At 34.6% G+C, this 23,951-nt stretch carries 16 protein-coding genes; 14 read left to right on the plus strand and 2 right to left on the minus strand.

What is annotated here, in order from left to right:
- Nucleotides 1–26: 26 nt before the first annotated feature.
- From C5Q98_RS00770 to C5Q98_RS00790, 5 genes are all read left to right on the plus strand, one after another.
- Nucleotides 27–1,196, plus strand: a complete 1,170-nt coding sequence (locus C5Q98_RS00770) for a nucleotide sugar dehydrogenase (protein ID WP_106011839.1) — start codon at nucleotides 27–29, stop codon at nucleotides 1,194–1,196.
- Nucleotides 1,197–1,262: 66 nt separating this feature from the next.
- Entirely contained in the window at nucleotides 1,263–2,801 is a 1,539-nt protein-coding gene (locus C5Q98_RS00775; RefSeq protein WP_106011840.1) for an O-antigen ligase family protein, read from the plus strand.
- A 122-nt stretch (nucleotides 2,802–2,923) separates the two neighbouring features.
- Complete coding sequence (locus tag C5Q98_RS00780; protein ID WP_158695660.1) at nucleotides 2,924–4,555, plus strand: O-antigen ligase family protein; 1,632 nt, start codon at nucleotides 2,924–2,926, stop codon at nucleotides 4,553–4,555.
- A gap of 56 nt (nucleotides 4,556–4,611) precedes the next feature.
- On the plus strand, nucleotides 4,612–6,087 hold the full coding sequence (locus C5Q98_RS00785; protein WP_106011842.1) for a response regulator transcription factor: 1,476 nt from the start codon (nucleotides 4,612–4,614) through the stop codon (nucleotides 6,085–6,087).
- Nucleotides 6,088–7,722, plus strand: coding sequence for an MBL fold metallo-hydrolase RNA specificity domain-containing protein (locus C5Q98_RS00790; RefSeq protein ID WP_106011843.1), 1,635 nt, complete (start codon nucleotides 6,088–6,090; stop codon nucleotides 7,720–7,722). It abuts the gene before it with no gap.
- A gap of 167 nt (nucleotides 7,723–7,889) precedes the next feature.
- Here the strand turns inward: C5Q98_RS00790 and trmB are convergent, their stop codons facing one another.
- Nucleotides 7,890–8,606 carry a tRNA (guanosine(46)-N7)-methyltransferase TrmB gene (gene trmB, locus C5Q98_RS00795; RefSeq protein ID WP_106011844.1) on the minus strand — a complete coding sequence of 239 codons (717 nt, stop codon included), beginning with the start codon at nucleotides 8,604–8,606 and terminating at the stop codon, nucleotides 7,890–7,892.
- Between the two features lie 223 nt (nucleotides 8,607–8,829).
- A protein-coding gene (locus C5Q98_RS00800; protein ID WP_106011845.1) for an IS3 family transposase occupies nucleotides 8,830–10,250 on the minus strand; the annotation gives its coding sequence in 2 pieces (ribosomal slippage) (nucleotides 8,830–9,683 and nucleotides 9,683–10,250; 1,422 coding nt in all).
- Nucleotides 10,251–10,353: 103 nt separating this feature from the next.
- Between C5Q98_RS00800 and C5Q98_RS00805 the strand changes: the two genes are divergently transcribed.
- The 9 genes from C5Q98_RS00805 (at nucleotide 10,354) to C5Q98_RS00845 (ending at nucleotide 23,845) form a co-directional block, all read left to right on the plus strand.
- Nucleotides 10,354–10,716, plus strand: a complete 363-nt coding sequence (locus tag C5Q98_RS00805) for a GntR family transcriptional regulator (protein WP_158695661.1) — start codon at nucleotides 10,354–10,356, stop codon at nucleotides 10,714–10,716.
- Complete coding sequence (locus C5Q98_RS00810; protein ID WP_106011847.1) at nucleotides 10,709–11,620, plus strand: ABC transporter ATP-binding protein; 912 nt, start codon at nucleotides 10,709–10,711, stop codon at nucleotides 11,618–11,620. Before C5Q98_RS00805 ends, C5Q98_RS00810 begins: the two co-directional genes overlap by 8 nt.
- Nucleotide 11,621: 1 nt before the next feature.
- Entirely contained in the window at nucleotides 11,622–13,220 is a 1,599-nt protein-coding gene (locus C5Q98_RS00815; protein WP_106011848.1) for a hypothetical protein, read from the plus strand.
- Complete coding sequence (locus tag C5Q98_RS00820) at nucleotides 13,220–14,287, plus strand: hypothetical protein (protein ID WP_106011849.1); 1,068 nt, start codon at nucleotides 13,220–13,222, stop codon at nucleotides 14,285–14,287. The genes C5Q98_RS00815 and C5Q98_RS00820 overlap by 1 nt, the downstream gene beginning before the upstream one ends.
- 100 nt (nucleotides 14,288–14,387) lie before the next feature.
- A complete protein-coding gene (gene hflX / locus C5Q98_RS00825) occupies nucleotides 14,388–15,944 on the plus strand; it encodes a GTPase HflX (protein WP_158695662.1) in 1,557 nt (518 codons plus the stop codon).
- Nucleotides 15,945–16,079: 135 nt separating this feature from the next.
- Nucleotides 16,080–17,234, plus strand: a complete 1,155-nt coding sequence (locus tag C5Q98_RS00830) for an exo-beta-N-acetylmuramidase NamZ family protein (RefSeq protein WP_106011851.1) — start codon at nucleotides 16,080–16,082, stop codon at nucleotides 17,232–17,234.
- Nucleotides 17,235–17,856: 622 nt separating this feature from the next.
- Nucleotides 17,857–18,471, plus strand: coding sequence for an aminoacyl-tRNA hydrolase (gene pth, locus C5Q98_RS00835; protein ID WP_106011852.1), 615 nt, complete (start codon nucleotides 17,857–17,859; stop codon nucleotides 18,469–18,471).
- Nucleotides 18,464–22,201: a transcription-repair coupling factor gene (gene mfd / locus C5Q98_RS00840; protein ID WP_106011853.1), complete on the plus strand. Its 3,738-nt coding sequence runs from the start codon at nucleotides 18,464–18,466 to the stop codon at nucleotides 22,199–22,201. Before pth ends, mfd begins: the two co-directional genes overlap by 8 nt.
- A 126-nt stretch (nucleotides 22,202–22,327) precedes the next feature.
- Nucleotides 22,328–23,845, plus strand: coding sequence for an AI-2E family transporter (locus C5Q98_RS00845; RefSeq protein ID WP_106011854.1), 1,518 nt, complete (start codon nucleotides 22,328–22,330; stop codon nucleotides 23,843–23,845).
- Nucleotides 23,846–23,951: the final 106 nt, after the last annotated feature.

The following is a 23,951-nucleotide window of genomic DNA, read 5'->3' on the forward strand; positions in this document are numbered from 1 at the left end:
CAAGGAAATAAAAGTAGGAGAAAAATATGAAAATAGCAGTTGTAGGATTAGGTTATGTAGGTTTATCAATTTCTGTTCTTTTAGCACAACACAATGAAGTTGTGGCCAATGATCTAATGGCTGAAAAAGTAGATATGGTAAATAAGAAGATTTCACCTATAGTTGATGCAGACATAGAATACTATCTACAAAATAAAAGTTTGAATCTGAGAGCAACAATGGATAAGGAAGAAACTTATAAAGGAGCCGATTATGTAATTATTGCAACTCCTACAGACTATGATGTCGACAAAGATTTCTTCAATACAAAATCTGTTGAAGCTGTTATTAAAGAAGCGCTTGAGTTTGCACCAGATAGCACAATCGTAATTAAATCTACAATTCCAGTAGGATATACAGAACGAATTCGTAAAGAGTTTTCTACTGATAATATTATATTCTCTCCAGAATTTTTGCGTGAGGGAAGAGCACTCTATGATAACCTGCACCCATCTCGTATTGTTGTTGGAGGCAAGACTCCTGAGGCAGTGCGTTTTGCAGAGCTTTTGCAAGAAGGTGCTATTGATGAAGATATTCCCGTATTATTTACAGAGTCAAGTGAAGCAGAGTCAATTAAACTTTTCTCAAATACATACTTAGCCCTACGTGTAGCCTATTTTAATGAGTTGGATACCTATGCAGAGGTCAAAGGTCTAGATGCAGAAGCTGTTATCAAGGGAGTAAGTTTAGACCCTAGAATTGGTGACTTCTACAATAACCCTTCATTTGGTTATGGTGGATACTGCTTGCCAAAAGATACTAAGCAATTGAGAGCTAACTATAAAGATATCCCAGAAGTGCTTATATCTGCAATTGTTTTGTCAAATAGAACACGTAAGGATTATATTTCTCAACAGATTCTTAGTCACAAGCCAGAAGTTGTCGGTATTTATAAACTCGCTATGAAATCTGGTTCAGATAACTATAGACATTCTTCAGTTCTCGGAATCATGAAGAGACTAAGAGCAGAAGGCGTCAGAGTAGTGCTCTATGAACCTATGCTCCAAGAAAAAGATAATATCTATAAGTATGAGATTATTGATGATTTGGAAGAGTTTAAAAATATGTCAGATATAATTGTTACAAATAGATATAGTGCAGATCTAGCTGATGTTAAAGAAAAAGTCTACACTCGTGACCTGTTCAAGAGAGATTAATTGGGAGAGTGGAGAGTAATCTACAGAGTAACAGTTTAAGTTAAATTGTAATCTTTGGAATCTATCATGAATGTAAAAACAACTTTTAGTAAGTTTAAAATCTATTCTTTATATTTCTGGATACTTTTGTTCTGTTCATTACTGAATGAAGCTCATGACTATGCATTTATTGTTAGTACAATAAATGTTGTTGTGTTCTCTTTTGGTATGCTTTTGGTAATTAATAAATTTTCTTCGTCGGAGACTAGTGTTTACGAACAGAATAAGAAAAGGCGACTTAGTTTCTCAGAGGATAAAGAATTAATTGTTCTGACTGTATTTTGGTGCTTGAATCTGCTATCTGTATTTCTGAATCATCAATACAATACCGGAGCAAACCTACAAACTTTAATGTACATGTTTCTGCAGTTTTACTTGATTTATGACCGCATTGGAACTAATAACTTGGAACATAAGAAAAGTTTTTTCAAAAAGCTAGGGGCATTTCTAGTTGTTTTTACTATGACTGTAAATATACTCAGTTTGATTATGTTTATCCTGGGAATAAGAATTCAGGTGAATCAGGTCTATGTTATCGGATTTGATAACACGAGCAACAGATTGTGGGGATTCTTCAATCCTAATGCAGGTGCAGCCTTGGCAATTATTAGTATAGCTTTTTCGCTGTATTTCATTGCATACGCAGATCGCAAAACAGCGAAAGTAATTAACGTAATAAATATTTTAATTCAATATCTTTACATCGTGTTGGCTCATAGTAGATCTGCACTGATTGGATTAGCAGTCTTTATATTCTTTGTAATTTTAGCTGCTCTATATAATTTGCAAATTAAAATAATGCGCCAGAAGTTGGGGGAATTTGAAAAACGTGATCAGAATAGACTTTCTGCTGATAAGACAAAAGCTTTTGCAATTTCAACAGCACTCTCGATATGTTTATCGGTTTTGATTATTAGCAGTACTGTTTTTGTAAGACCATATTTAATGAGAATACCTGTAGATACTGATAGTGCTTTTGAAATAATTGATAACAGCTTGAATCTTAGAATTAAAAATAAGAACTCAGGAATATTTATAGGATCTGATGCTTTGAAGAAGATCTCTCCAGAGAGAAGCACAGCAGCTCAATTGATTGATCCAAGTAGGGGAAGAATATTATTTTGGCTGGAGACAATTAAGCTTCTCAATGATAAACCCTTGGTAGGAGTTTCATACTTTGGAGTTATAGAGGAAGTCACTGCAGCAGTAGAATCACCAACAGCTAAAGCAGAAATTCAGGCTGGTGGAATTCATAGTTCATTAATCTCTATTGTTGGAGCCTCAGGCCTTTTGGGCTTAATAGTCTTTATGATTTATTTTTTCTTGCAAAATTTAAGCATAATCAAAATGTTTTATCTACAATACACGTTGAGGCATTCGTTGAATCTATCAATGATAATAATTTATGCATTAGTTATTGCATTTATTATTATTGATTTGGTCGAGACACGTTTGCTTTATACCATGAACTTTATGTCGTTATTTTTCTGGTTCTTTATGGGAATACTACAAGATCTTAGTAAAGAAAGTATGAAGGAAGAACTTAATTTTAATAGTGTATTGTAATAAGTTTTTAAGCTTTTCTAAATTGAGTCAACTTTTAACTAGGAAATAAGTTTAAAATGTTATAATACAGGCAACATTATTGTCGGTATTTTTAACTTTTACCTGCAGGAATGGAGCATTTAATGTCTGTAGCCAAAACTAATCAAGAACGAAGATTTGAACTAGCACTTGCGTATTATACAATTTTCGCAGTTTTGTTTGGATTAGTTAATGATATGAGAATTTTCCCGGGGCTTACCAATGTTATAAATTGGATAATGATTGCAATTGGTTTTGGCTTATTGTATTGCAAATCTAGTATAGAACGTGATAATTCGAGTTCCATGTGGCAAAACATAAGAGAATTAAGCGCCACTAGAAATCTACAGAAAATACTACTTTCTTTGTTCTTAATAGTAAATATTATTTCTATTTTGTTTAATCTAGAATATGACGTGTGGAAGAATTTACAGAGTATTTCCTATATGTTTGTCATGTTTTTCTTATTTTACAATCCGCTAAATACACATAGTAATAAAAATTATTTTGGCAAAAGAATGTTTTCGAGACTTGCTGTGGGTACGGTAACAGCGACTTTTGTCTTGACCCTGCTTTCATTATTCATGTATGCATTTGGTATAGCGTATACAGTTAGAGATACATATAAAATTGGTTTTGATATACACTCGAATCGACTCTGGGGAGTCTATAATCCTAATGGGGGATCATTAATTGCATTAATAAGCTCAAGTTTTTCTTTATATTTAATTCACTTAGATTGTGAAAAATACAAAAAGCTAGGTCATCGTGCTCACGTTGCTAAAGATGAAATTGCTCAAAGAAATTTGTCTGATAAATTCAAAAGCACATTTTTGCTTACGAATATTTTTTGTCAATATACTTATATAATTTTAGCCCAGAGTAGAGCAGTAATAACAGTAAGCTATATCTTTATATTCCTAGTTAGTAGTGGGTTTATATTTAACTGTCAGATGAATAAAATTAAGAATTCTGCAGGGGAATTTGAATATCCAGACCTGAAAAACTTGAATACTCTGAAGCTTAAAAACTTAGGCATAGCGATTCTAGCTGCACTTACTATTGTGAGTCTGTTGTTTTATGGAAACAAACTTTACTCGAATATGCTTTCTAAGGTGCCTTCTAACATGGCAGGTGTAAGGAATCATTTATTTAGTTTAGATGAAGAACCTGAGCAAGCCAAATTTTTCCTGAGTATAGAAGAGATGGGGAAAATTGGTTCAGGTAGAAAAGCTGAAAGCAAAAAGATTAATAAGGGTAGTGGTAGGTTATTATTCTGGGAGGAAACACTTGAACTTGTGCAAGATTCTCCTGTTGTAGGTTTATCTCATGATGGACTGATTAAAGAGATTGATGCAAAAATTACTGACAAAAACATAAGAGAACATTTTGCTTCTGGTGAAGTGCATAGTGTGATTTTCTCTGCCTTAGGGTCATCAGGGATCTTAGGTTTATTGCTGTTTGTTTTATTTTTATTCTTACAACATTTAGATATTATACAAAGGTTTATTAATGAGTTTAATGAAAAACACTATTTGAGCTTAGAGGCTTTGATACTTTATGCTGTTCTTATTTCTATCTTATTAGTAGACTTCGTAGAATCACGCATATTGTATAATATAAATTATATTGCAATACTATATTGGATTTTCGCAGGCGAACTTAATGCTAGATGCAAATTAGCCTATAGCAAAGAACTAGTTAGTGAGAGTTATTCAGAGATTAAATTGACTTGAATTAATTGATATTGCTCTGCTGAAGTCAGTTATTTCATTTATGAGAACAGGGGTATATGGAAAATTTGCTAAATATTATAGTTTGTGGTGATTCTAGATCAGGGCTTAGGTCCTCACTTAATGGTGTGGATTGGGCTGCTTGTGGTTTCAATTTATTATCTTTCTCAAAGGATGCACAAGAAGTAATTCAGTTTTTAGAGGATGGTCAAAGCTTGGACTTGTTAATTACAGATGTACATGCTGGTTCTAAAAATGGTTTAGAGTTAATTGAAAAAGTTAATGAACTTTCTAGTGAAACAAAAAGTATTTTGGTTTCAGGGCATCCGGATTTTTCCTCAGCAAAAAGAGGGATAGAGCTAGGAATAGAGGCTTTAATGATGAAGCCTATAAATAAAGATAGATTTATTAGAGCACTTAATGATGTCAGAATCAAAATTCATAGGGAGAGAGATATAATTCTAAAAAACGACAATTTAATTGACTGGATTAGAAATAACGATCTCTCAAAGTTAAGAAATGAACTAAAAAACTATGAGAATCCTATTTTTCTCGTGAGTAATGGAGCTGAAATTAAGGCAGAAATAGACCTTAAGCCTGGTTTATATGGTCAGTTAACGAGTTGTACTTGGGTCTATCTTGTTGACCATGCTTGGATTTTTAACCAGTCTTATAAGTATTCAGAATCACTCAAAGGTATTGGTATCCAAGAGATAAATAAACGCAATGATAATTACAAGCTCAAGTTGATGAATGCCTATAAATTGTCATGGCAGTTTTTTATGAGCCCAACGAAACAAGGACCTAAGATAACTTATAGAGATGCACATCCAGACAATTTATTTTGGTTTTATAAGAGAATTGGTGATGTATATTATGCATTGCTTTCTTTAATGAACAATGCGATTTCATTGAATGATGCAGAGAATATTATAGACGCATCATTCAATGAATTTGAGAATATGGATACTAATACTCTGACAATTAGAGAAGCCTTTAACCTAAATTCATTGTTCTTAATCAGACAAAAAGAATTGTACGATGAACAGAGTTTTTCCTGGATTCTAGGATTGGATGTTTATGAGAACTTTTGTAATAAATATCTCAATTTATATAATTTACTCCGTATAGTTAGGAGTTCTATTAAAGAAAGTTGCGCAAATATTGTTAAATCAGCCGTTCCTAACAGTCATATGAGCGCCGGCGAAAGTTTATTGGAATATATTAGAGAGCATTTCAGAGAGCCTGTCGATCTTGTTTCGGCAAGTAATGCTGTAGGATACAGTGATTCTTATGCATCAGAGAAGTTACGTGAGCTTACTGGTATGAACTTTACTGAGTACTTGACCTATATAAGGATGAAGGAAGCTAGTTCTTTGTTGGATAATACAGATTTATCTGTCAATGAGATTTCATACCTGGTTGGTTATCAAGATCCTGCATATTTTAGGAGAATTTTTAAGAAGAATATGGAAACAACTCCAAGTGAGTTTAGGGAAAGACCAGATGGTATAAACGAGAGAGGAAGAGAATAAATGAGAATCAATTTTCATGGAGCAGCAAGATTTGTAACTGGGTCTAATCACTTGATTGAGACTAAGAATGGGGAAAAGTTCCTGTTGGATATGGGAATGTTCCAAGGTTCTAAACAAGAAGAAAAGTTAAATTTCGAGGAATTACCCTTTGCGGCAAGCGAGATTGACTTTGTTATTCTGTCACATGCACATATAGATCACAGTGGTAGATTGCCTAAATTAGCAAAAGCAGGTTTTAACGGTAAGATTTATACGACTCCAGCAACAAAAGATTTAACCGAAATAATGTTATCTGACTCAGCCCATATTCAAGAGTCGGATGCAGAATGGGAAAATCGAAAACGTGAGCGTAAGGGAGAAGCTTTAATTGAACCGTTGTACGAGCAAGCAGATGTTGATAAAGCTATGGGTCTCTTCGAAACATACAGATATGGTGAGATTTTTCAAGTAAGTGAAAATATAAAAGTTAGATTTAGAGATGCTGGTCATATATTAGGTTCTGCTATTATTGAAATCTGGGTAACGGAAGATGATAAGACTGCTAAATTGGTTTTCACGGGAGATTTGGGAGTTAAAGGTCATTCCTTAATCAATGATCCAGAGTATATAGATTCAGCAGATTATATAATTATGGAGTCAACTTATGGAAATACATTGCATTCGAATTATGGCGACTCTCTAGAGAATTTAATGAGCACCATTGAGAGGGTAACCTCAGAAGGTGGTACTGTAATTATTCCAAGTTTTGCTGTAGGAAGAACTCAAGAGATTATTTATGAGTTAAACAAACATTACGAACTAACTCATGGAGGCCAGAACAATCCAATTAAATTCTTTGTAGATAGTCCTCTCGCAGTTCGTGCTACAAAAGTTTTTACAGAGAACACTAATATTTTGCACGCTGAAGCGCAAGAATTAATCCGTAGTGGCGATAATATTTTTGCATTCCCTAATCTTTTTTACACAAAAACAGTTGAAGAGTCAAAGGCTCTCAATACTGATAGTTCACCAAAAGTCATTATCTCTGCAAGTGGTATGGCTACCGGTGGTAGGGTAGTTCATCACTTGAAACATCATCTCTGGGATGAGAAGAATGCTGTCATATTCGTTGGTTATCAGGCTCAAGGAACTGCAGGCAGACTTATTTCAGATGGTATAGATAAAATTAAATTAGCTGGTGATTGGATTGCTAATAATGCCCAGATTTATAATATGCCAGGCTTTAGTGCCCATGCTGACCAAGCGTATATTATGGAGTGGTTAGGACAATACGAACGTAAGCCTAATAGAATCTTCCTTGTTCATGGAGAGGAAGATGAGATGTACCCTCTCAGAGATTTGATTCAAACTGAGCTAGATATTAAAGTTGTAACACCAGGCTTGCACTCATACGTTGATTTGAACTTCAATGACTTAGACGAGATTGATATGCATGAAGTTAGTGAAGCTAACGAGTTGCAAGAGAGAGCTCTTCTCGATAAACAGATTGATAAGATTAAGTTAATGCTTGCTGAAATTGAAGATAGAGAGATTGATAGCAGCGATATGGATAGAGAAAAACGTCAAGCTATACTACGTAAGTTAAATGAGTTGGAAGATAACTTGATGGATTTCAACATGCTGAGTGGTAGGTAGGTTATAGAACCGTATCTTTTTAACGTCGTGAAAATAAAAACCCTTTAGATTCGCTGAAAATGAGTTTTTCGCTTCGGCACCTAAAGGGTTTATTGTTTGTAATAGATAAAAATCCAGATGAGAGTTACTTGTTCAAGAAAGGTGAAAATTACTTATTTATAAGCTATCTAATCACGGAACTTTGGATCTCTTTCATCTTTGTAGTTTCTAGCAATTTCAGCTAGTTCTTCCTCGTTTCCAGGAAGTTTTTGTACATAAATAGCTTTGATATTAATACCATCATTTCTCCAACGTTCTTCATATTCTGTGAGGATAGAGCGAGGGTCTTGATTGGAATCAGTTACTAGATTCTCCGTTGAGTTAAGAATCTTGAAGTTCATTAGTTCAAAGTATTCTAAACTCTTTTCGTAAAGCTCTTGATCATCAGTCTTGAACCAAATTTCACCATAGTCTTTCAATATTTTTCTATATTGAATTAATTGTCTAGGGTGAGTTAGACGACGTTTGTTATGGCGAGTTTTTGGCCAAGGATTAGGGAAGTTTATAAAGATTTCGCTAGCTTCATTTTCTGCAAAATAATCATAAATTTTAGAGATATCATAGTTCAAAAGTCTAGCATTCTTAGGCTTTAATGGAGCAATTAGGCGGTTAGCTTTGGCCACTGCAAGAATCTCAATATCAATGCCAAGATAGTTATAGTCTGGCCTACTTTGAGATAGTTCTTGCAAAAATCTACCTTTGCCACAACCCAATTCTAAGCTTAGAGGTAGTTCAGGGTTATCAAAGAAACTAGACCAATAATTCTTATATTCTTCTGGATTGGTACATACAAATGGGCTAGCCTCAATTTCTGGTAATGCCCATGGTTTATATCTAAAACGCATATTATTATCGCCTCACAAAAAATAATACTAAGAGTTTAACATAAATTTTAAACTGCTTGTAAAATAAAAACTGTAGTAGTACAATTAGTACAGATAGTACAGATGAGTGAAAAAGTAAATTTTTCTATTAAATGAAGTGAATTTTAAATTTAGTGAGTATTGATGTGACCCCCAAAAGTTAGACTTTTTTAGCGTAGCAGTTTATATGACTGCTACGCTATTTTTATGCAGCCAAGAGTCTAAGCCTGTATTGCACTGGACTTAGCCATCCTAATTTTTCTTTAATCCTTTGTTCATTATAATACTTTATATATCGTTCTATTTCTGACTTTAGCTCATCATAGCTATAGTAAGTAACACCATAATAGATTTCTTGCTTAAGTAGTCCAAAGAAGTTCTCCATAACAGCGTTATCACGACAGTTGCCCTTACGAGACATACTTTGGAAGATTCTTTCTTCTTTTAGACGATGAGAGTATGCTTTCATTTGGTAAGCCCAGCCTTGATCCGAATGGAAAGTCCTTCTATATTTGCAATCTGATGTTATTGCAATAGCCTGTTCCAATGCACCCATGACATTTTTAGCAGAAGGATTCTTGTCAATTGCATAGCTTATTATTTCACCATTACACATATCCATAAATGGATCCAGATAGAGCTTATGCATTGTCATGTGACCCTTAGCATTAATCTCATAATACTTAAACTCTGTAGTATCTGTTGTAATCTTCTGATGTGGAATATATGTATTAAATCGTCTCCTTATGCGATTAGGAGCAACCGTTCCGACTTTACCTTTGTACGAACTGTACTTTCGGCTCTTTCGAGTGAAGGAGGTAACCTGCAAAACAAGTTTTTGCATTATACGTTGTACTTTCTTTTTGTTCACACAGTAGCCTTGGTTTCTTAATTCTCCAACCACTCGACGATAACCATAATTCTTGTGAGTCTCTCTGATTTCAATAATCTTATCCTCGATTTCTTTATCAGGGTTCTCTCTATAGAATCTTTTCTGCCAGTACATATATGTTGCTTTAGGCATGCTTGTATAAGAGAGAAGGTCTTTTAGTTTGAATTCTCCTCGGAGACTGTTGATGACGAGTGCCGTTCTCTCATTTTTGCCTCGTCCTCTAAACGCAGTCTCCTCAGTTCTTTTAAAAAGGCATTCTCAATTTTTAGTTTAAGCAATTCATCTTCTAGTTCTTTAACATATTCTGCACTTGTATCAACTATTTTTTCTTCTAATTGTTTAGCTTTACTATCTATCTTAGGTTTATCCAATTTTCTCTTTCGACCTTTCTTACGAGGTTTCAAAGCATCAGGACCAGCAACACGAAAGCGGTTAACCCAGTTACAAATCATACTTGGATTGTTTATACCTTCTCGGATCGCCAAGTCTTGGTATGAAATCTCACTTGATAGATATAACTCTACAACATAAAGCTTCTTTTCGAAAGAATATTTTGCTTTTTTACGAGAACGCATTAATCCTTCATCGCCAAACGCCTTATATGCATTGATCCATTTGCGTATTTGAGAATTAGAGCCAAATCCATATTTTTTAGAAAGATAATCCAGTCCACCTTTACCATCCAAATATTCTAAAACAACTTTCTTCTTGAATTCAAAACTATGTTTTGCCATAAAAATACCGACCTCCCAATCGTTAGATTTTGGTCTAACTTTTGGGGGTCGGTACATATTTGTAGAGTTTTTTTATTAAGTTTTTAATCGGGAGGTGTTTAAATTGTTAAATATAGACGGAAGAGATAAACGTCCCATTTACCAACAGATCATAGATAAAGTAGTGTTATTAGTGGGTACCGGTGTCTGGGAAGAAGGCGAGAAATTACCATCAATACGAAGCCTAGCTCAGGATCTTGGAGTGAATGCAAATACCGTGGCTAGAGCGTATACAGAATTAGAGTATAGAGGAATTATAGTTACAGTTCCTAAGAGTGGAACTTTTGTGGCTAAAGTTGACCTGGCGACAGAGGTTGAGGCTGATGCCCGCAAAGAAATAGAAAATGTTTTTAATAAATATATAAGCTTAGGTATATCAAAAGAAAAGTTAGAAGGTATTTCAATGGAGGTATTAAAACATGCTTAAGATAAATAATTTAAATAAGGATTTCAATGGCTTCAAGGTTTTGATTGACCTGAATTGGGAATTGCCTTCAGGGAATATTGTGGGATTAATTGGTAGTAATGGTGCTGGTAAATCTACTTTATTGCGCTGTATAAGTAATGTTTATAACTACAATGAAGGCGAAATACTTTTTAATGATGTTTCTACAAAAATAGATAGAAGTGAACTTTTCTTCGTTAGTGATGAACCTTTTTATTTCAATCGTTTTAACACTAGAGATATGAAAGATTTTTATAAGAGCTTCTACAAGAATTTTGATGAAGAGAAGTATCAGGAATTGCTTAAGAAATTTAGTTTTGATGAACTTAAACCAATCAATGAATTGTCAAAAGGATTGAAGCGACAAAGTGCGATAATTTTAGGCTTGAGTACATGTCCAAAATTACTACTAATGGATGAGTCATTTGATGGATTAGATCCTAAAATGAGACTTACCCTTAAGCGTGAGCTGATTCATCTGGTAGAGGAAGAAGATGTGCTAGTAATTATTAGTTCGCATAATATTCGTGAATTAGAAGATATTTGTGACTCTATGGCTCTGCTTGAGAACAATCAGATAGTCTTTGACCAGACACTAGAGGAACTAAATAATAATTATCACAAGGTACAGTTAGGTTATAAAGAAGCTCCAGCAGCTGGTGTATTCGATAATATTCCACTACTATATTTAGAACAAAATAACAAGGTGGTTACTGTGATTTATCATGGTGAAGAAGCTGAAGAACAACTGAAAGGCACAAACCCAATCTTGCTCAACCCGTTATCAGTTTCAATGGAAGAGATATTTGTTGCTGAGATGGAGAATAAGCATAGCGGTTCTGATCGTAGTTCTGAGCTAGGATCTTCTTCGAAAGCGGAGGCTTAAAATGGGAGCAAAAGAAGTAAGTTTAAAATTAAATAGAAATAATTCTCCGAAAGTATTTAAGAATTACTTTGTATTTATGCTAAAAGAGCATAAGAACAGTGTTTTCGGTGTTCTAATTACATTATTAGGGTTAGCAACATTACCATGGTTGATGATGATAATTACCTCTGATAATGTGAATGATTATGGAGTATTTTCAATTAACTATACCCATTTCACTGGTGGAGTAGCAGATCAAAGTTTATTAGGTCTCTCTAGACTTTTAATGATCATTTTGCCGTTCGAGGTATTTAAATATTTATATGACAAAAACAAAATGGATAGATATTGGAGTTTACCTATATCTAGAACTAAGTTATTTATGTTCAATACACTTTTTGTATGGGTTATTGTAGCGATACCGACTGTATTGACTTATTATCTACAGATTATCTTGGGTCATTTTTTAAATTTCACTGGTAAGAGTTTAATCATGCCAACATTGGGAACTATAGTAATTAGATCAGTGGTCCTTCTAACAATTTGTTTATTCTCATTGGCACTCAGTGTTCTTTCTATTATAATGACGACCAGTGTATTTAATGGGTATATTTGTGCAGTAGCTTTGAACTATATACCGGTAGCACTGATTTCACTAGTGAAGTCATATATTAATTATTTCCCAGGTTATACTCCTAGCTTAGATTCTAAGTCAGATTCATATTTGGATTTATTCAGTATTAACGGCTTGTTAATGAGAATTTTTGAAGATAAGAATGGAGTTAACCATGTTTTAGCAATTAGTATTTACGTAGTTTTGGCTATCTTAATACTATTGTTATCAGCATTTTTATACAAACGTAGACATGTAGAGAGAATCGGTTCTGCATATATGTTCAAGTATTTTTATACAGGTATAGTCTTTATTTCAGTATTTATAGTTTTGGTATCCTTGTTCAAATCTATAGTATTTAATAACAACAATTATTCAATAGACTTAATTGACAAAATAAAAGACAATGCCATAAATATAGCTTCTATCTTCACTGGAGGTTTAGTTGTATTTTTCATAATCAATATGTTTATGAAACATGGCAAAACAAAAATTTTTAGAACTGTAATTTCATACACTTTGATTGCTGCCCTAGCTTTTGGCACAAGTGTTTATGGATTAATGGAAATTGAAAGAAAATCTGCTTTAGCAGTGCCAGAGTTAAGAGAGGTTGATGAGATTAAGTTAGTTGCTTACGATGGTGTCTTTAGGGAAAGTAAATCTGTAAAAGATGAAGAGAATGCAGAAATATTTAATTATGTAGGTGTAACACCTCACTTTAAGAGACACTTCACTAAGAATCCAGATGAGATTGCAAAGATTAGAGAATTACATATAAAAGCAGCTAAACAACAAACAGGTTTTGAGGTGGAAAATCAATATGAAATTCCAGAAGATGAATATTCAGAAGCATTGGTTAAAATTGTATATTACGACAAATCTGGAGCGACAATAATGCAGCGAGAATATTATTTCTACTATGATGACGTAGAGGTGCTTTCAAAAATATTTGGTCAAAATATAGATCTTGTTCCCATCAGGGAAGCATTTAGAAAGGGGCTAGAGTAATGAAATACAAAAATTATTTTAAAGTTTTTATAAAAAGAAATGCAGCCTTGTTTTTCAGTATATTTATTGCCTTTTTGACTTTTACAACACTACCTATTTGGAGCAGTGTTAGAACTATAAATGAAGTACAATACATCGACACGTATAGTTTCCCGTATGGGAAAGCTCTTTTTGTTGCAGTTACATTTGCAAGTTTGGTAATAGTCTCAATATTACCGCTAATTACACTGAGGAGTATCTATAACAGCAATGATTTAGATACATACTTTTCTGTTGATTTACCTAAAGAAAAAATGCTCTTTTTCGATATGCTAAACACCTATTTACTTTTCCTTATACCATATGTGATTTTTGCAATTGTAAATGGTGGAATTGTTTATCTGGGAATCAATAAGCATATACTATATCTAATGCCATTACATAGATATATAATTTATATTGTAGCTTTAGCGTTAATGGCTTTTTTCTGCCTGGTTTTAACTACTTTTATTATGACAAGCAGCACTAATTTAGGTAGTGCAGTTATTTATAGTGCGGTGGGTTTCTTACTCCCATCTATTTATTGGGGTATTCTTAAAGATGTTATTGTTGGACCTAATCGTAGCCCAATTCAAAGGTGGTTAGACAGAGTTTTAGACTTATTAAATCCATTTTCAAATATTGGTATATTAACTGTTAATGAAAATTTTTACTTGCACTTATTGATGGTATTTATCTATGTGTTTTTAGCTATTGTTTTGATTGTCTGGACTTTTAAGAATTTTGCCAAATATAAGGTTGAGAACATCAATTCAGAGGAGCAATTGCCAGGCTTCTATGGATTTATGACTTATGCTTTTGGTATAGGCGCTTATTCTTGGATATTTATGAGATTTTTCAAGTATAGTTACAACGCTTTAACTGCGAATGTATTCGTTCTAGTGGTAGGTTTAGTTGCTTATTATGCGGTAATGATGATAAGAGGAAAAGGCAAAGTAAATTGGTCTAAGTTCTTTGGGGATTATATTTTGATATCAGCTATTGGTTTGATTTTAGGATTCTTGCTATCTGTATTTACTAGGTTTTAAGAATTATAAGTGCCTTATCTACAGCAACAGTGAATATTGAAAAGCATTTAAGTTCGCTTTGCTTTATAATTAAGTAAAAGATCATAAGAATGGAGATGCTTTGTTGATATACACACCAGATAGAGATGAATTTATATCCGAAGAATTAGAGAACTATGATGTGCAAGAAGATATGCATGTAGATGCACAAGATTATGCACTAGAAGACGACCTTTTTGATGAAGATGTTTATTATCCTCAAGATAGTTCTACTAGAATGGATTTTGTTGATGAAGACTTTAACCTAGAGTCCATGTTTACCCAAGAAGATAATTATGATTCAGTCGGGTTGACAGGACAGGAGTCTGGTCGTAGCCAGAGAGGTGAAGCTGAGATTGCTTACCTTGTAGGTTTGAATTTGGGCCAAGGTCCGGAGTCTATAGATAAAACAGAAAGATCATTGCTAGAGCTTAAAGAACTAGCGGAAACTTGTGGAGCTATGGTTCTAGGTGCAGATTATCAGAATAGAAATAATGTAAGTGCATCAACATATCTTGGTAAGGGTAAAATTATTGAGATAGCAGAATATGCAAAAGCGATGGGGTGCGATACCTTGATCTTTGATGATCCATTGAGTGGTAGTCAGATTAGAAATATCCAAGAATTATCTAAGATGCGAGTCCTTGATAGAACTTTGGTCATTCTTGATATATTTGCTCGTAGAGCTAGTACCAAAGAAGGTAAATTACAAGTCGAACTTGCTCAATATAGTTATAGATTGGGCCGAGTTAGCCTGATCAACGAGGAGATGAGTAGACTTGGTGGTGGTATTGGTACTAGGGGTCCAGGTGAGACTCAGCTAGAGAGGGATAGACGTCACATTAGGAATAGAATTAATAATCTTAGACGTGAACTCAAGAAAGTTTCAACTCGCCGTGAGAAGGAAAGAGAAAAGCGTGACGAGCAAGGCCAAACTATAGTAGCTATGGTTGGTTACACTAACGCAGGTAAATCAACTTTAATTAATAAACTTACAGACTCTGATTTGTATGCAATGGACCAGGTTTTCGCAACACTAGACTCAGCTTTTAGAGATTTACGTTTACCTGATGGTAGCCATGTTATTTTGGCAGATACTGTTGGTTTTATCCGTAAATTACCGCATGAGTTAGTTGAAGCTTTTAAATCAACTCTGACAGAAGTGAGTAATAGTGACTTAATACTACAGGTGTTAGATGTTTCAGACCCTGAGGCGAAAGAACAATTGCAGATAGTAGAAGATGAGCTAAATAGATTGGAAGCAGCAGATAAGCCACGTATTCTCTTACTGAATAAAGCGGATATCGCTACTCCTCAAAATATTGAAGCTTTTAGCCACATAAAAGAGAGTGATAGATTTAGAGTTGTGCCAACTTCAGCAGTCACAGGAGAAGGCTTGGATAAAGTTTTACAAACTGTTGCAGAATTCCTAGCTTACAGACAGAAATCTTATAGATTAGAGCTACCATATGAAGAAAGTTCATTGTATGCTTATATCAAAGACAACGGTAACCTCTTATCCGAAAACTTTGGAGAAAAAATGGAACTAGAGTTTACTCTGGATAAGCGTTTGAGTGGTCCGGTAGAAAACTACTTAAGGAAAACTTACCCAGAACGCTATGTTGAAGAAGAGTTTTAGGATAGCTATTTTGATGAAACAATTTTAGCGAGCTTTTACTAAGTGTGTTAAAAACTCATAATTAGAAAACTCATAATTATAAAACCTATAGATGGAATAATAAATTATCATTCAAAAGGAGCCTATTGAATAGATATGGAAGTCAAAAAGAAGATTAGTAATGGCGTAGATCGTTTGATAGAATTTAAAGATGAATATTTAATGGATAGAGTCGGTCTTTTAACTACCGGAGCTTCAATGGATAGACATCTTAATTCTACTTTGGCAGTGATTAACAACCATATGGATTTGACAAGTCTTTTTGGAGCTGAATTTGGTGTGCTGGGCGAGAAAACTTCAGGTGAAAGGTATGAGAGTTATAAGGATATTTGGACAGGCTTAACAGTATTTTCGCTGTATAGATATGGATCTTTCCATTTTACTCATGAGATGTTGGCCTCGTTTGATACCCTATTCGTTGACCTCCCTTTGACAGGCTTAAGATATGATTCATATATAGAGACTCTGCATAGATTATTACGACAACTTGGAAATACAGATAAGAAGGTAGTTATTCTCGATAGACCAAATCCTCTTGGAGGTGAGCTCGTACAAGGGCCAGTTATAGAGGGTAATTACATGAATGATGATGAGTTTCCGTTGCCAATTAGATATGGCATGACCATAGGTGAGTTGGCTGTCATGATGAATACAGTCAATAATCTGCATTGTAATTTACAAGTTATTGAATTGAGAAACTGGGAACGTAAGGATACATTCGATGATACCGATGCATTGTGGAACATGCCTAGACTAGAGTATCCAAATCTAGACGGATTGATTTTGGCTAGTGGTTTACACTTGCTTGAAGGAACTAATGTATCTTTTGGTGAAGGTACGAGTTTACCTTTCCAAGTAATTGCAGCGCCTTTCTTGGATGCAGTTCAATTGGCAGCAAACTTGAATAAAGTACTTATTAGCGGCATTAGATTTACCCCAATTTACTTCACTCCAACTAAAGGAATGTACCAGGGAACAAAAGTTCAAGGGGTAAGAATTCATGTTACTCAGAGAAAGAAAATTAAACCTATTGATATGGCCATTGCTATTATTGCTGAACTTAAGCGCATAGTAGACAAAGATCTGCTGTTTGTGCCTGCAGATAATGACCAGTACTTAAAGATAGACAAAATGTTTGGTAATAGTAAGTTGAGTAGGCAACATGCTAATTCTCAAGAGTTAATTAGAGAGACAAAACGTGAAGCCGACGCTTTCAAAGAGAAATCTAAGGAGTTTTACTTATATGAATAATAAGTGAGATTAACTGAGATCTTGTTTGGAAAATAAAAAAAGTTTAAACTCCGATGTTTAGTGATTCTTTGAGGATTTTCTGAAACAACGGAGTTTTATTTTGCGTAAATGATGCTTTTATTTTTAATCATTTAGCTTAAGTTTTAGTGCATAATTTATTTTAGGAGTAGTTTCATGAGGATTTATAATTTTAAAATCATATATCCACCTCTCGAGGACTGATGTGACAAAAGGAAGTTAAAATGTAATTTTAATGTAACATTTAATTAGCTGAATTTAATCTTCTATTAACAATAAAAAGGCGATACTTGCTAATGTCCACACAGTTATCCACATTATCCACATAAAAATATAAAAATATTTGTATTTCTGTTTTCAAGACGGTGGATAAGTTTAATTGAATTAAATGTACTCGAGAGAAGAACAAACAAGATATTTTTTAGGTTTATTTTGTTTTACCATGCTTGAAACTAAACTTTTTAGAGGGAAAATCAAGCTAATCACGAGAGCTATCGTCTTTAGATGATATTAAATGATTTATGATATAACTTTATGCAAGTCAAAGTGTTATAATCAGCTTTCGTATATTTATAAAAAGATATAAAACGGAGTGAATTTTGTGATGTTTTTTAAGAAAAAAGGTAATACAGAAAATAATCAAGATGCTATTTTAGTTGTAGGCTTAGGGAATATAGGTAAAGAATACGAGAAAACCAGACATAATGCTGGATTTATATTTGTTGAAGAGCTAGCCTTACGACATAAAGGTAATTGGAAAAAGTCTAAATTTTCAGCAGATATTTGTGACATCAATATTGCCGGTAAGAAAATTATTTTAGCTAAGCCGACTACACTAATGAATTTATCTGGTATTGCTGTGCAGAAACTCCTTAAATTTTACAAAATACCATTGGAAAATCTTTTTATAGCTTATGATGATATTGATATAAATATTGGGAAAATTAGAGTCAGAGAATCTGGCAGTGCTGGGACTCACAACGGTATGAAATCTATAATTAAGGAAATTGGTAGCAAAGATTTCCCTAGGATTCGCTTAGGAATTGGACCTAAACCTGAATATGGAGATATGGTAAGTTTCGTCTTGGGTAAGTTTACTGCAGGTGAGATGAAGGCACTAGATATTGCAGTTAATAATGCTATTGAATTAATAGAATTAACTGTGGAGAAGAATTTGCAGTTGGCAATGAATGAGGTATTAGGAAATAAACATGCTTAATGACAAAGCAAAATCGGAAACTAAAGCAGAAAAAATAAACAAAGAGAATTGGATAGTTGAGAGCGCATTAATAGATCCAAAATTTACAGAGTTAAAAGACATCTGGAATCTAGGTGCTTATAAGAAAACATTAGCGGTTAACAGTAAGCAACTATCTCATATAAATGTTGTAGGTCCAATAGAGAACCATGCAGCATTTATTTTGTCTGCTCTGCTTTTGCAAAAAGATGACAATGACTTCGCCTTTGTCGTAGCAAGTGATCCACTGCAATCTCGCCGGTTACAAGAAGCGTTGAAGGCTTTTTATCCCGGAGAGGTATTAGAGTTTCCAGCTAGGGAATTTAACCTAAGTCGGATAGAATCTGCGAGCAAAAATGAGATGCACCAACGTATTAAGGTTATAAGTCGTTTGCTTGAGACACGAGAAGAGAAGCTGAGACCGATTGTCTTAATAACTGCTGCAGCTTTGCAACAACGCATGCCTGATATGTCGAGCCTCTTAGATAGATATATAAAGATTGACCTTAATACTATTATGGAACCAGCAGAGCTTGTGGCAAGACTTAGCGATATAGGTTACAAGCACTCTGAAGTAGCAGAAAATGCAGGTGAGTTTTCGCAAAGAGGAGATATAGTTGACCTAGTGCCAATAAATGCGGATGAAAATGGTATAAGAATTTCTTTCTTTGATAATGAAATTGAACAAATTAGATTATATGACTTAGAATCTCAACGTCAGTTCGATGAAGTTAATGAAATAATTATTTCACCGGCGCAAGAAATTAACATTAGCGATGAACAAAGAATAACTCTGGTCGAGAGAATCAAAGACTTCCGAGATGAGCAGAGTGAAAATATGTATAAAAAGGCTGCCAGTCGAGATGAGGTTGAAGCATTCAAAGCTCTTTGTAACTATGATATTGAACGCTTAGAAAATAACTTAAGCGTTGAGATTTTAGATCGTTGGCTAGAATTCATTTACCCAGAGAAAACAAGTATTCTTGATTATTTCCAAGAGTTATGTGGTAGGGCAGTAGTTTTTGAACTGAAAAAACTACAAGAGTTTTTAGATGCTTGGCAAGCTAGCAAAGAGCAACAGATCAAGCAGCTGCTTGTACAGGGCAAAACTACAACCCTAGTGGCAGAGAATATTATTGGAAAAGTTGCCATAATGAAGAGCTTGGATCAAGATTTTCAGGTTTTGGGTTTTGCGTTGCTAGATGGTTCTGGTAATGGTTTCCCTGCTGCCAAGAAATTTGCATTCAGAAGCTTAGCTGCCGAGAATTATAGAGCTAGAGAAGATGAGTTCTATGAGATGTTAAAAGAACGTCAGGCGGAAAATAAATTCACATGTATATATGTAGCTGATGATAGTAAGCGAGATGCTCTTAATGAGAAGTTATTGCTTAATGCTCCTGCAGCGGTAAAAAGACTAATACCAAGAGCGCTGAATGAAGGTTTTGTCTGGCCTGATGCGAAGCTAGCAATTTTTGGAACTGAGAATGTTTTTGGAAAACGTTATAAGCGCAATAAGCGTAGGAAAAAGAATGAGCAGACAATTAAATTCTTCTCAGATCTTGAGATTGGTTCCTATGTGGTACATGAGGATCATGGTATAGGTTTATACGAGGGTATTGAAACTATTACAACTGCATCAGGAAGCAAAGATTATATTAAAGTATCCTATGCTAAAGGTGATAGTCTATTCTTGCCAATGGAAGCCATAGAGCAACTTAGCAAGTATGTAGGTATGGACAACAGGAAGCCTAGACTTTCTAGCCTGGGCGGAGGCGAATGGTCTAAGCTAAAAACTCGAGCCAGAGATTCCATTAAGAAGTTGGCAACAAATATTGTCAAACTTTATGCAGAGCGCAATCGCATAAAAGGTTATAAGTTTAGTGAGGATACAGTTTGGGATAATGAATTTGCGGAAGGTTTCCCTTTTGAAGAGACTGAGGATCAACTGGAAGCTATGGAAGACGTTAGAGAAGACATGCAGTCTGACAAAGTCATGGATAGGCTCTTAATCGGAGATGTTGGCTTTGGCAAAACTGAAGTAGCTTTTAGAGCGATGTTTAAAGCTGTTTCAAACGGTATGCAGGCAGCAATGCTTTCGCCAACTACTGTTCTAACTCAACAACATTACGAAAATTTCAAGGAACGTGCTAAGGGCTATCCTATTGAAGTTGCTGTCTTGAGTAGATTTACAAGCAAAAAAGAACAGCAAGAGATTGTTAAAGGACTGAAGAATGGCATGGTTGATGTGGTTATTGGAACGCATAGGTTGTTGTCTGATGATGTGCAATTTAAGCGTTTGGGTGTGCTAGTAGTGGATGAGGAGCAGAGATTTGGAGTTGACCACAAAGAAAAATTAAAAGAAAAATATCCAAATGTGGATGTGCTCTCTCTAAGTGCTACACCTATACCAAGAACTTTGCATATGTCTCTGTCTGGAATTAGAGATATTTCACTTTTGGAAGAACCTCCACAAGAGCGTAGAGAGATACAGACCTTTGTCCTGGAATATGATGAGGCGATTATTAATGAAGCTATTGTTAGAGAAGTTGGTCGTGGGGGTCAGGTTTTTTACCTGATAAATAATGTAAAAAAAATACCTGAGATTGTTAAACACTTAGAGGAAAAAATACCTGGGTTAAGAGTATCTATCGGCCACGGTCAAATGCCTGAGTCACAACTTGAAGCAATAATACATGCTTTTATTAAAGGTGAGTCAGATGTGCTAGTGTGTACAACTATCATTGAATCAGGAATTGATATGCCAAATGTCAATACGCTTATAGCTCGTGATGCAGATAGACTGGGATTGGCTCAGCTTTATCAAATTAAGGGGCGTGTAGGAAGATCTAATAAACAAGCTTATGCGTTTATAACCTATGATGGTAACAAAAATTTGACCGAAGATGCACAGAAGAGACTAGCGACAATAAGAGACTTCACGGAATTAGGTTCTGGTATGAAAATTGCCATGAGAGACCTTGAGGTGAGAGGAGCGGGGAATCTATTAGGCGGAGAACAGCATGGTCATATGGAAGCGATTGGCTATGAACTCTATGTACAAATGTTAGAAGAGGAAGTCCAATTAGCAAGGGAAGAAGCTGAAGAAGAGGAGAAACTTGCTGCTGATACGGATAGCGCTGGCAGTAGTGTCACAGGTGCTGAAGATGCAAGTAGTCAAGTTATTGAGCGCTCAGAAGTTCTGTCGGAAAATATGCCTTTGAACAAAGATTTCGTAACTCGCATTGATATTAAACTTGATGCTTATCTTCCGAGTTCTTTAATTCCTTCAGAGGGCCAAAGAATGGATATGTATAAGAGACTATTAGATATTGAAGATATAGATGAATACTACGATATCTTGGATGAACTTATGGATAGATATGGTGAACTTCCTGAAGAAACTTATGCGTTAGCAGATATTTCATATGTTGAGAGTCAAGCGAGAAAAATGCATTTAAATAGAATATATATAGATAGAAAAGATATTATCCTTGAGTTTAGTCCAGAATTAAGGCCGAATATGGAAGCTTTAGGTGTGTTATTAAACTTAGAAAAATACAAACATAAGATAAAGTTTATTGCCAGCGGTGCAGGTAATATTCGTTGGGGTGGAGCTGCAAAAAACAAGAAATTAGTCAGCGCTAACTTAAGAGAGTTGTTTAAGGATTTGGAGATGGCGCTGAGAGTGCAAGCAGAGAAATTATCGAAATAGACATTGGATTAAGAAGAAAGACAAGCAGAAAATAGAAATTCATACTTAGAAATCCATGCAGTGAATTTTTATATTTGATATTATCTAATGTATAAATTTATGGTAAAGAAAGTGATCTGACAAGAAATGACGATTGACAAAACTACAAGTAGAAGAATTGTTGGAATAGTAGCAATATCACTTTTGCTTGCTTGGGGAATTGGCCATATTGATGGTGCTCCGAAGATATTTCAATATATAGTTAATGTCACTTTACCAGTTCTTGTTGGTGGTTTAATGGCTTTTATTTTGAACTTGCCAATGCGTGCTATTGAGAGAAGCTTATTTGGCAAACCATGGAAGTCGGATAAGGAGAAATATCGTAAACGTCTTGCTAGACCTATTAGTATACTTTTGACATTGATTATTACAGGCACAATAATTGCCTTAATAATCTTTCTCGTTGTACCTGATATAGTTAGAACTATAGTATCCTTTTTCCAAAGCTTACCCGGTGCAGTTCAAGGTATAAATAACTGGTTTATTAAATTTAGTGAGGAGAATCCTCAGATAGCCTCATATCTTCAGGCCTCATCTTTTAACATTAATAACTTACTTAACCAATTTATAAACTGGCTATATAGTACGAGTTCTCAGCTAGCTACTACTTTGTTAGGGCTTATTAGCGGAACAGTTACAGGTGTTATTAACTTTTTTATTGCTGTGATTTTCTCGATATATTTCTTGGCGAGAAAAGAAGCTCTCTTCAGAGAATTTAAGGCAGTGGGATACTCATTGTTGCCTGAAATATACATGGATAAACTTTTGCAGTTTACTTCACTCTGTAGTTTGATTTTCTCCAAGTTCTTTGCAGGACAAGGTATTGAATCATTAATTTTTGGTACATTGACATTTTTGGGGCTGATAATTTTCCGCTTCCCATTCCCAATTACCATATCTGTGCTACAAATGTTAGGTGCATTTATTCCAATTGTTGGTGCTTTTATTTCTGCTGCAATTGGAGGAATATTAATATGGGTTGAGACGTCAATTGTTGATGCATTGTTATTTGTCTTAATGATTGTAGTGATACAGCAAATAGAAGGAAATGTTATTTATCCAAGAGTTATGGGTTCTCAGATTGGATTGCCTTCATTCTGGGTACTTGTTGCCGTTACATGCGGTACCCAATTATTTGGTTTAGTAGGTACAGTTTTGGCAGTTCCGACTACTACTATTTTCTATCTTTTGATCCAAGCTTGGAGCAATCGTAGGATTATTGAGAAAAAAGTAGATCCTTATAAAGTTGTAAATTTTGAAAAAGCTCTAGAGATGGAAGATGGGGAAGTGTCAACAAGAAAAACTGCAGCACGAATTGTTGAACCGGTTAGACCAAAGGTTAAGTTAAGTGTCAATAGAGTAGATACAGATGCTGTGAGTTATGACACAGATGCTTCTGAAGAATTTGATTTTGACTCCCAGTATTACGAACTAAGAAGGAACCAAGCTCCAGAGATTTCAGAAATGGATGTCTCTAAGAAACTAAAACGTGAAGCTTGGAAACATCCTTTTATGAGTAAGAGACAATTATTAGAATTGATTATGAATTCTGAAGATGAAGATCATGCGGAAAAAGATGATCCTAAGCATTCTGATTTTGAATAAACGAGGTATTTTACCCTATAAAATTATAAGAAACTGTTAAGATTCTGCTAATTTTACAGGTGAATCAAATTAAATAGTTGATGATAATTAAAAAAACGTATAGAAT

The organism is Fastidiosipila sanguinis (assembly GCF_002998295.1).
GTDB lineage: Bacteria > Bacillota > Clostridia > Saccharofermentanales > Fastidiosipilaceae > Fastidiosipila > Fastidiosipila sanguinis.

Excerpts from the sequence above, each read along its gene's own strand:
- mfd (WP_106011853.1), top strand. The coding sequence starts at position 18,464 with ATGCTTAATGACAAAGCAAAATCGGAAACTAAAGCAGAAAAAATAAAC.
- C5Q98_RS00815 (WP_106011848.1), top strand. The coding sequence starts at position 11,622 with ATGGGAGCAAAAGAAGTAAGTTTAAAATTAAATAGAAATAATTCTCCG.
- C5Q98_RS00830 (WP_106011851.1), top strand. The coding sequence starts at position 16,080 with ATGGAAGTCAAAAAGAAGATTAGTAATGGCGTAGATCGTTTGATAGAA.
- C5Q98_RS00790 (WP_106011843.1), top strand. The coding sequence starts at position 6,088 with ATGAGAATCAATTTTCATGGAGCAGCAAGATTTGTAACTGGGTCTAAT.
- C5Q98_RS00775 (WP_106011840.1), top strand. The coding sequence starts at position 1,263 with ATGAATGTAAAAACAACTTTTAGTAAGTTTAAAATCTATTCTTTATAT.
- C5Q98_RS00820 (WP_106011849.1), top strand. The coding sequence starts at position 13,220 with ATGAAATACAAAAATTATTTTAAAGTTTTTATAAAAAGAAATGCAGCC.
- C5Q98_RS00780 (WP_158695660.1), top strand. The coding sequence starts at position 2,924 with ATGTCTGTAGCCAAAACTAATCAAGAACGAAGATTTGAACTAGCACTT.
- trmB (WP_106011844.1), bottom strand. The coding sequence starts at position 8,606 with ATGCGTTTTAGATATAAACCATGGGCATTACCAGAAATTGAGGCTAGC.
- C5Q98_RS00785 (WP_106011842.1), top strand. The coding sequence starts at position 4,612 with ATGGAAAATTTGCTAAATATTATAGTTTGTGGTGATTCTAGATCAGGG.
- C5Q98_RS00810 (WP_106011847.1), top strand. The coding sequence starts at position 10,709 with ATGCTTAAGATAAATAATTTAAATAAGGATTTCAATGGCTTCAAGGTT.
- pth (WP_106011852.1), top strand. The coding sequence starts at position 17,857 with ATGTTTTTTAAGAAAAAAGGTAATACAGAAAATAATCAAGATGCTATT.
- C5Q98_RS00845 (WP_106011854.1), top strand. The coding sequence starts at position 22,328 with ATGACGATTGACAAAACTACAAGTAGAAGAATTGTTGGAATAGTAGCA.
- C5Q98_RS00770 (WP_106011839.1), top strand. The coding sequence starts at position 27 with ATGAAAATAGCAGTTGTAGGATTAGGTTATGTAGGTTTATCAATTTCT.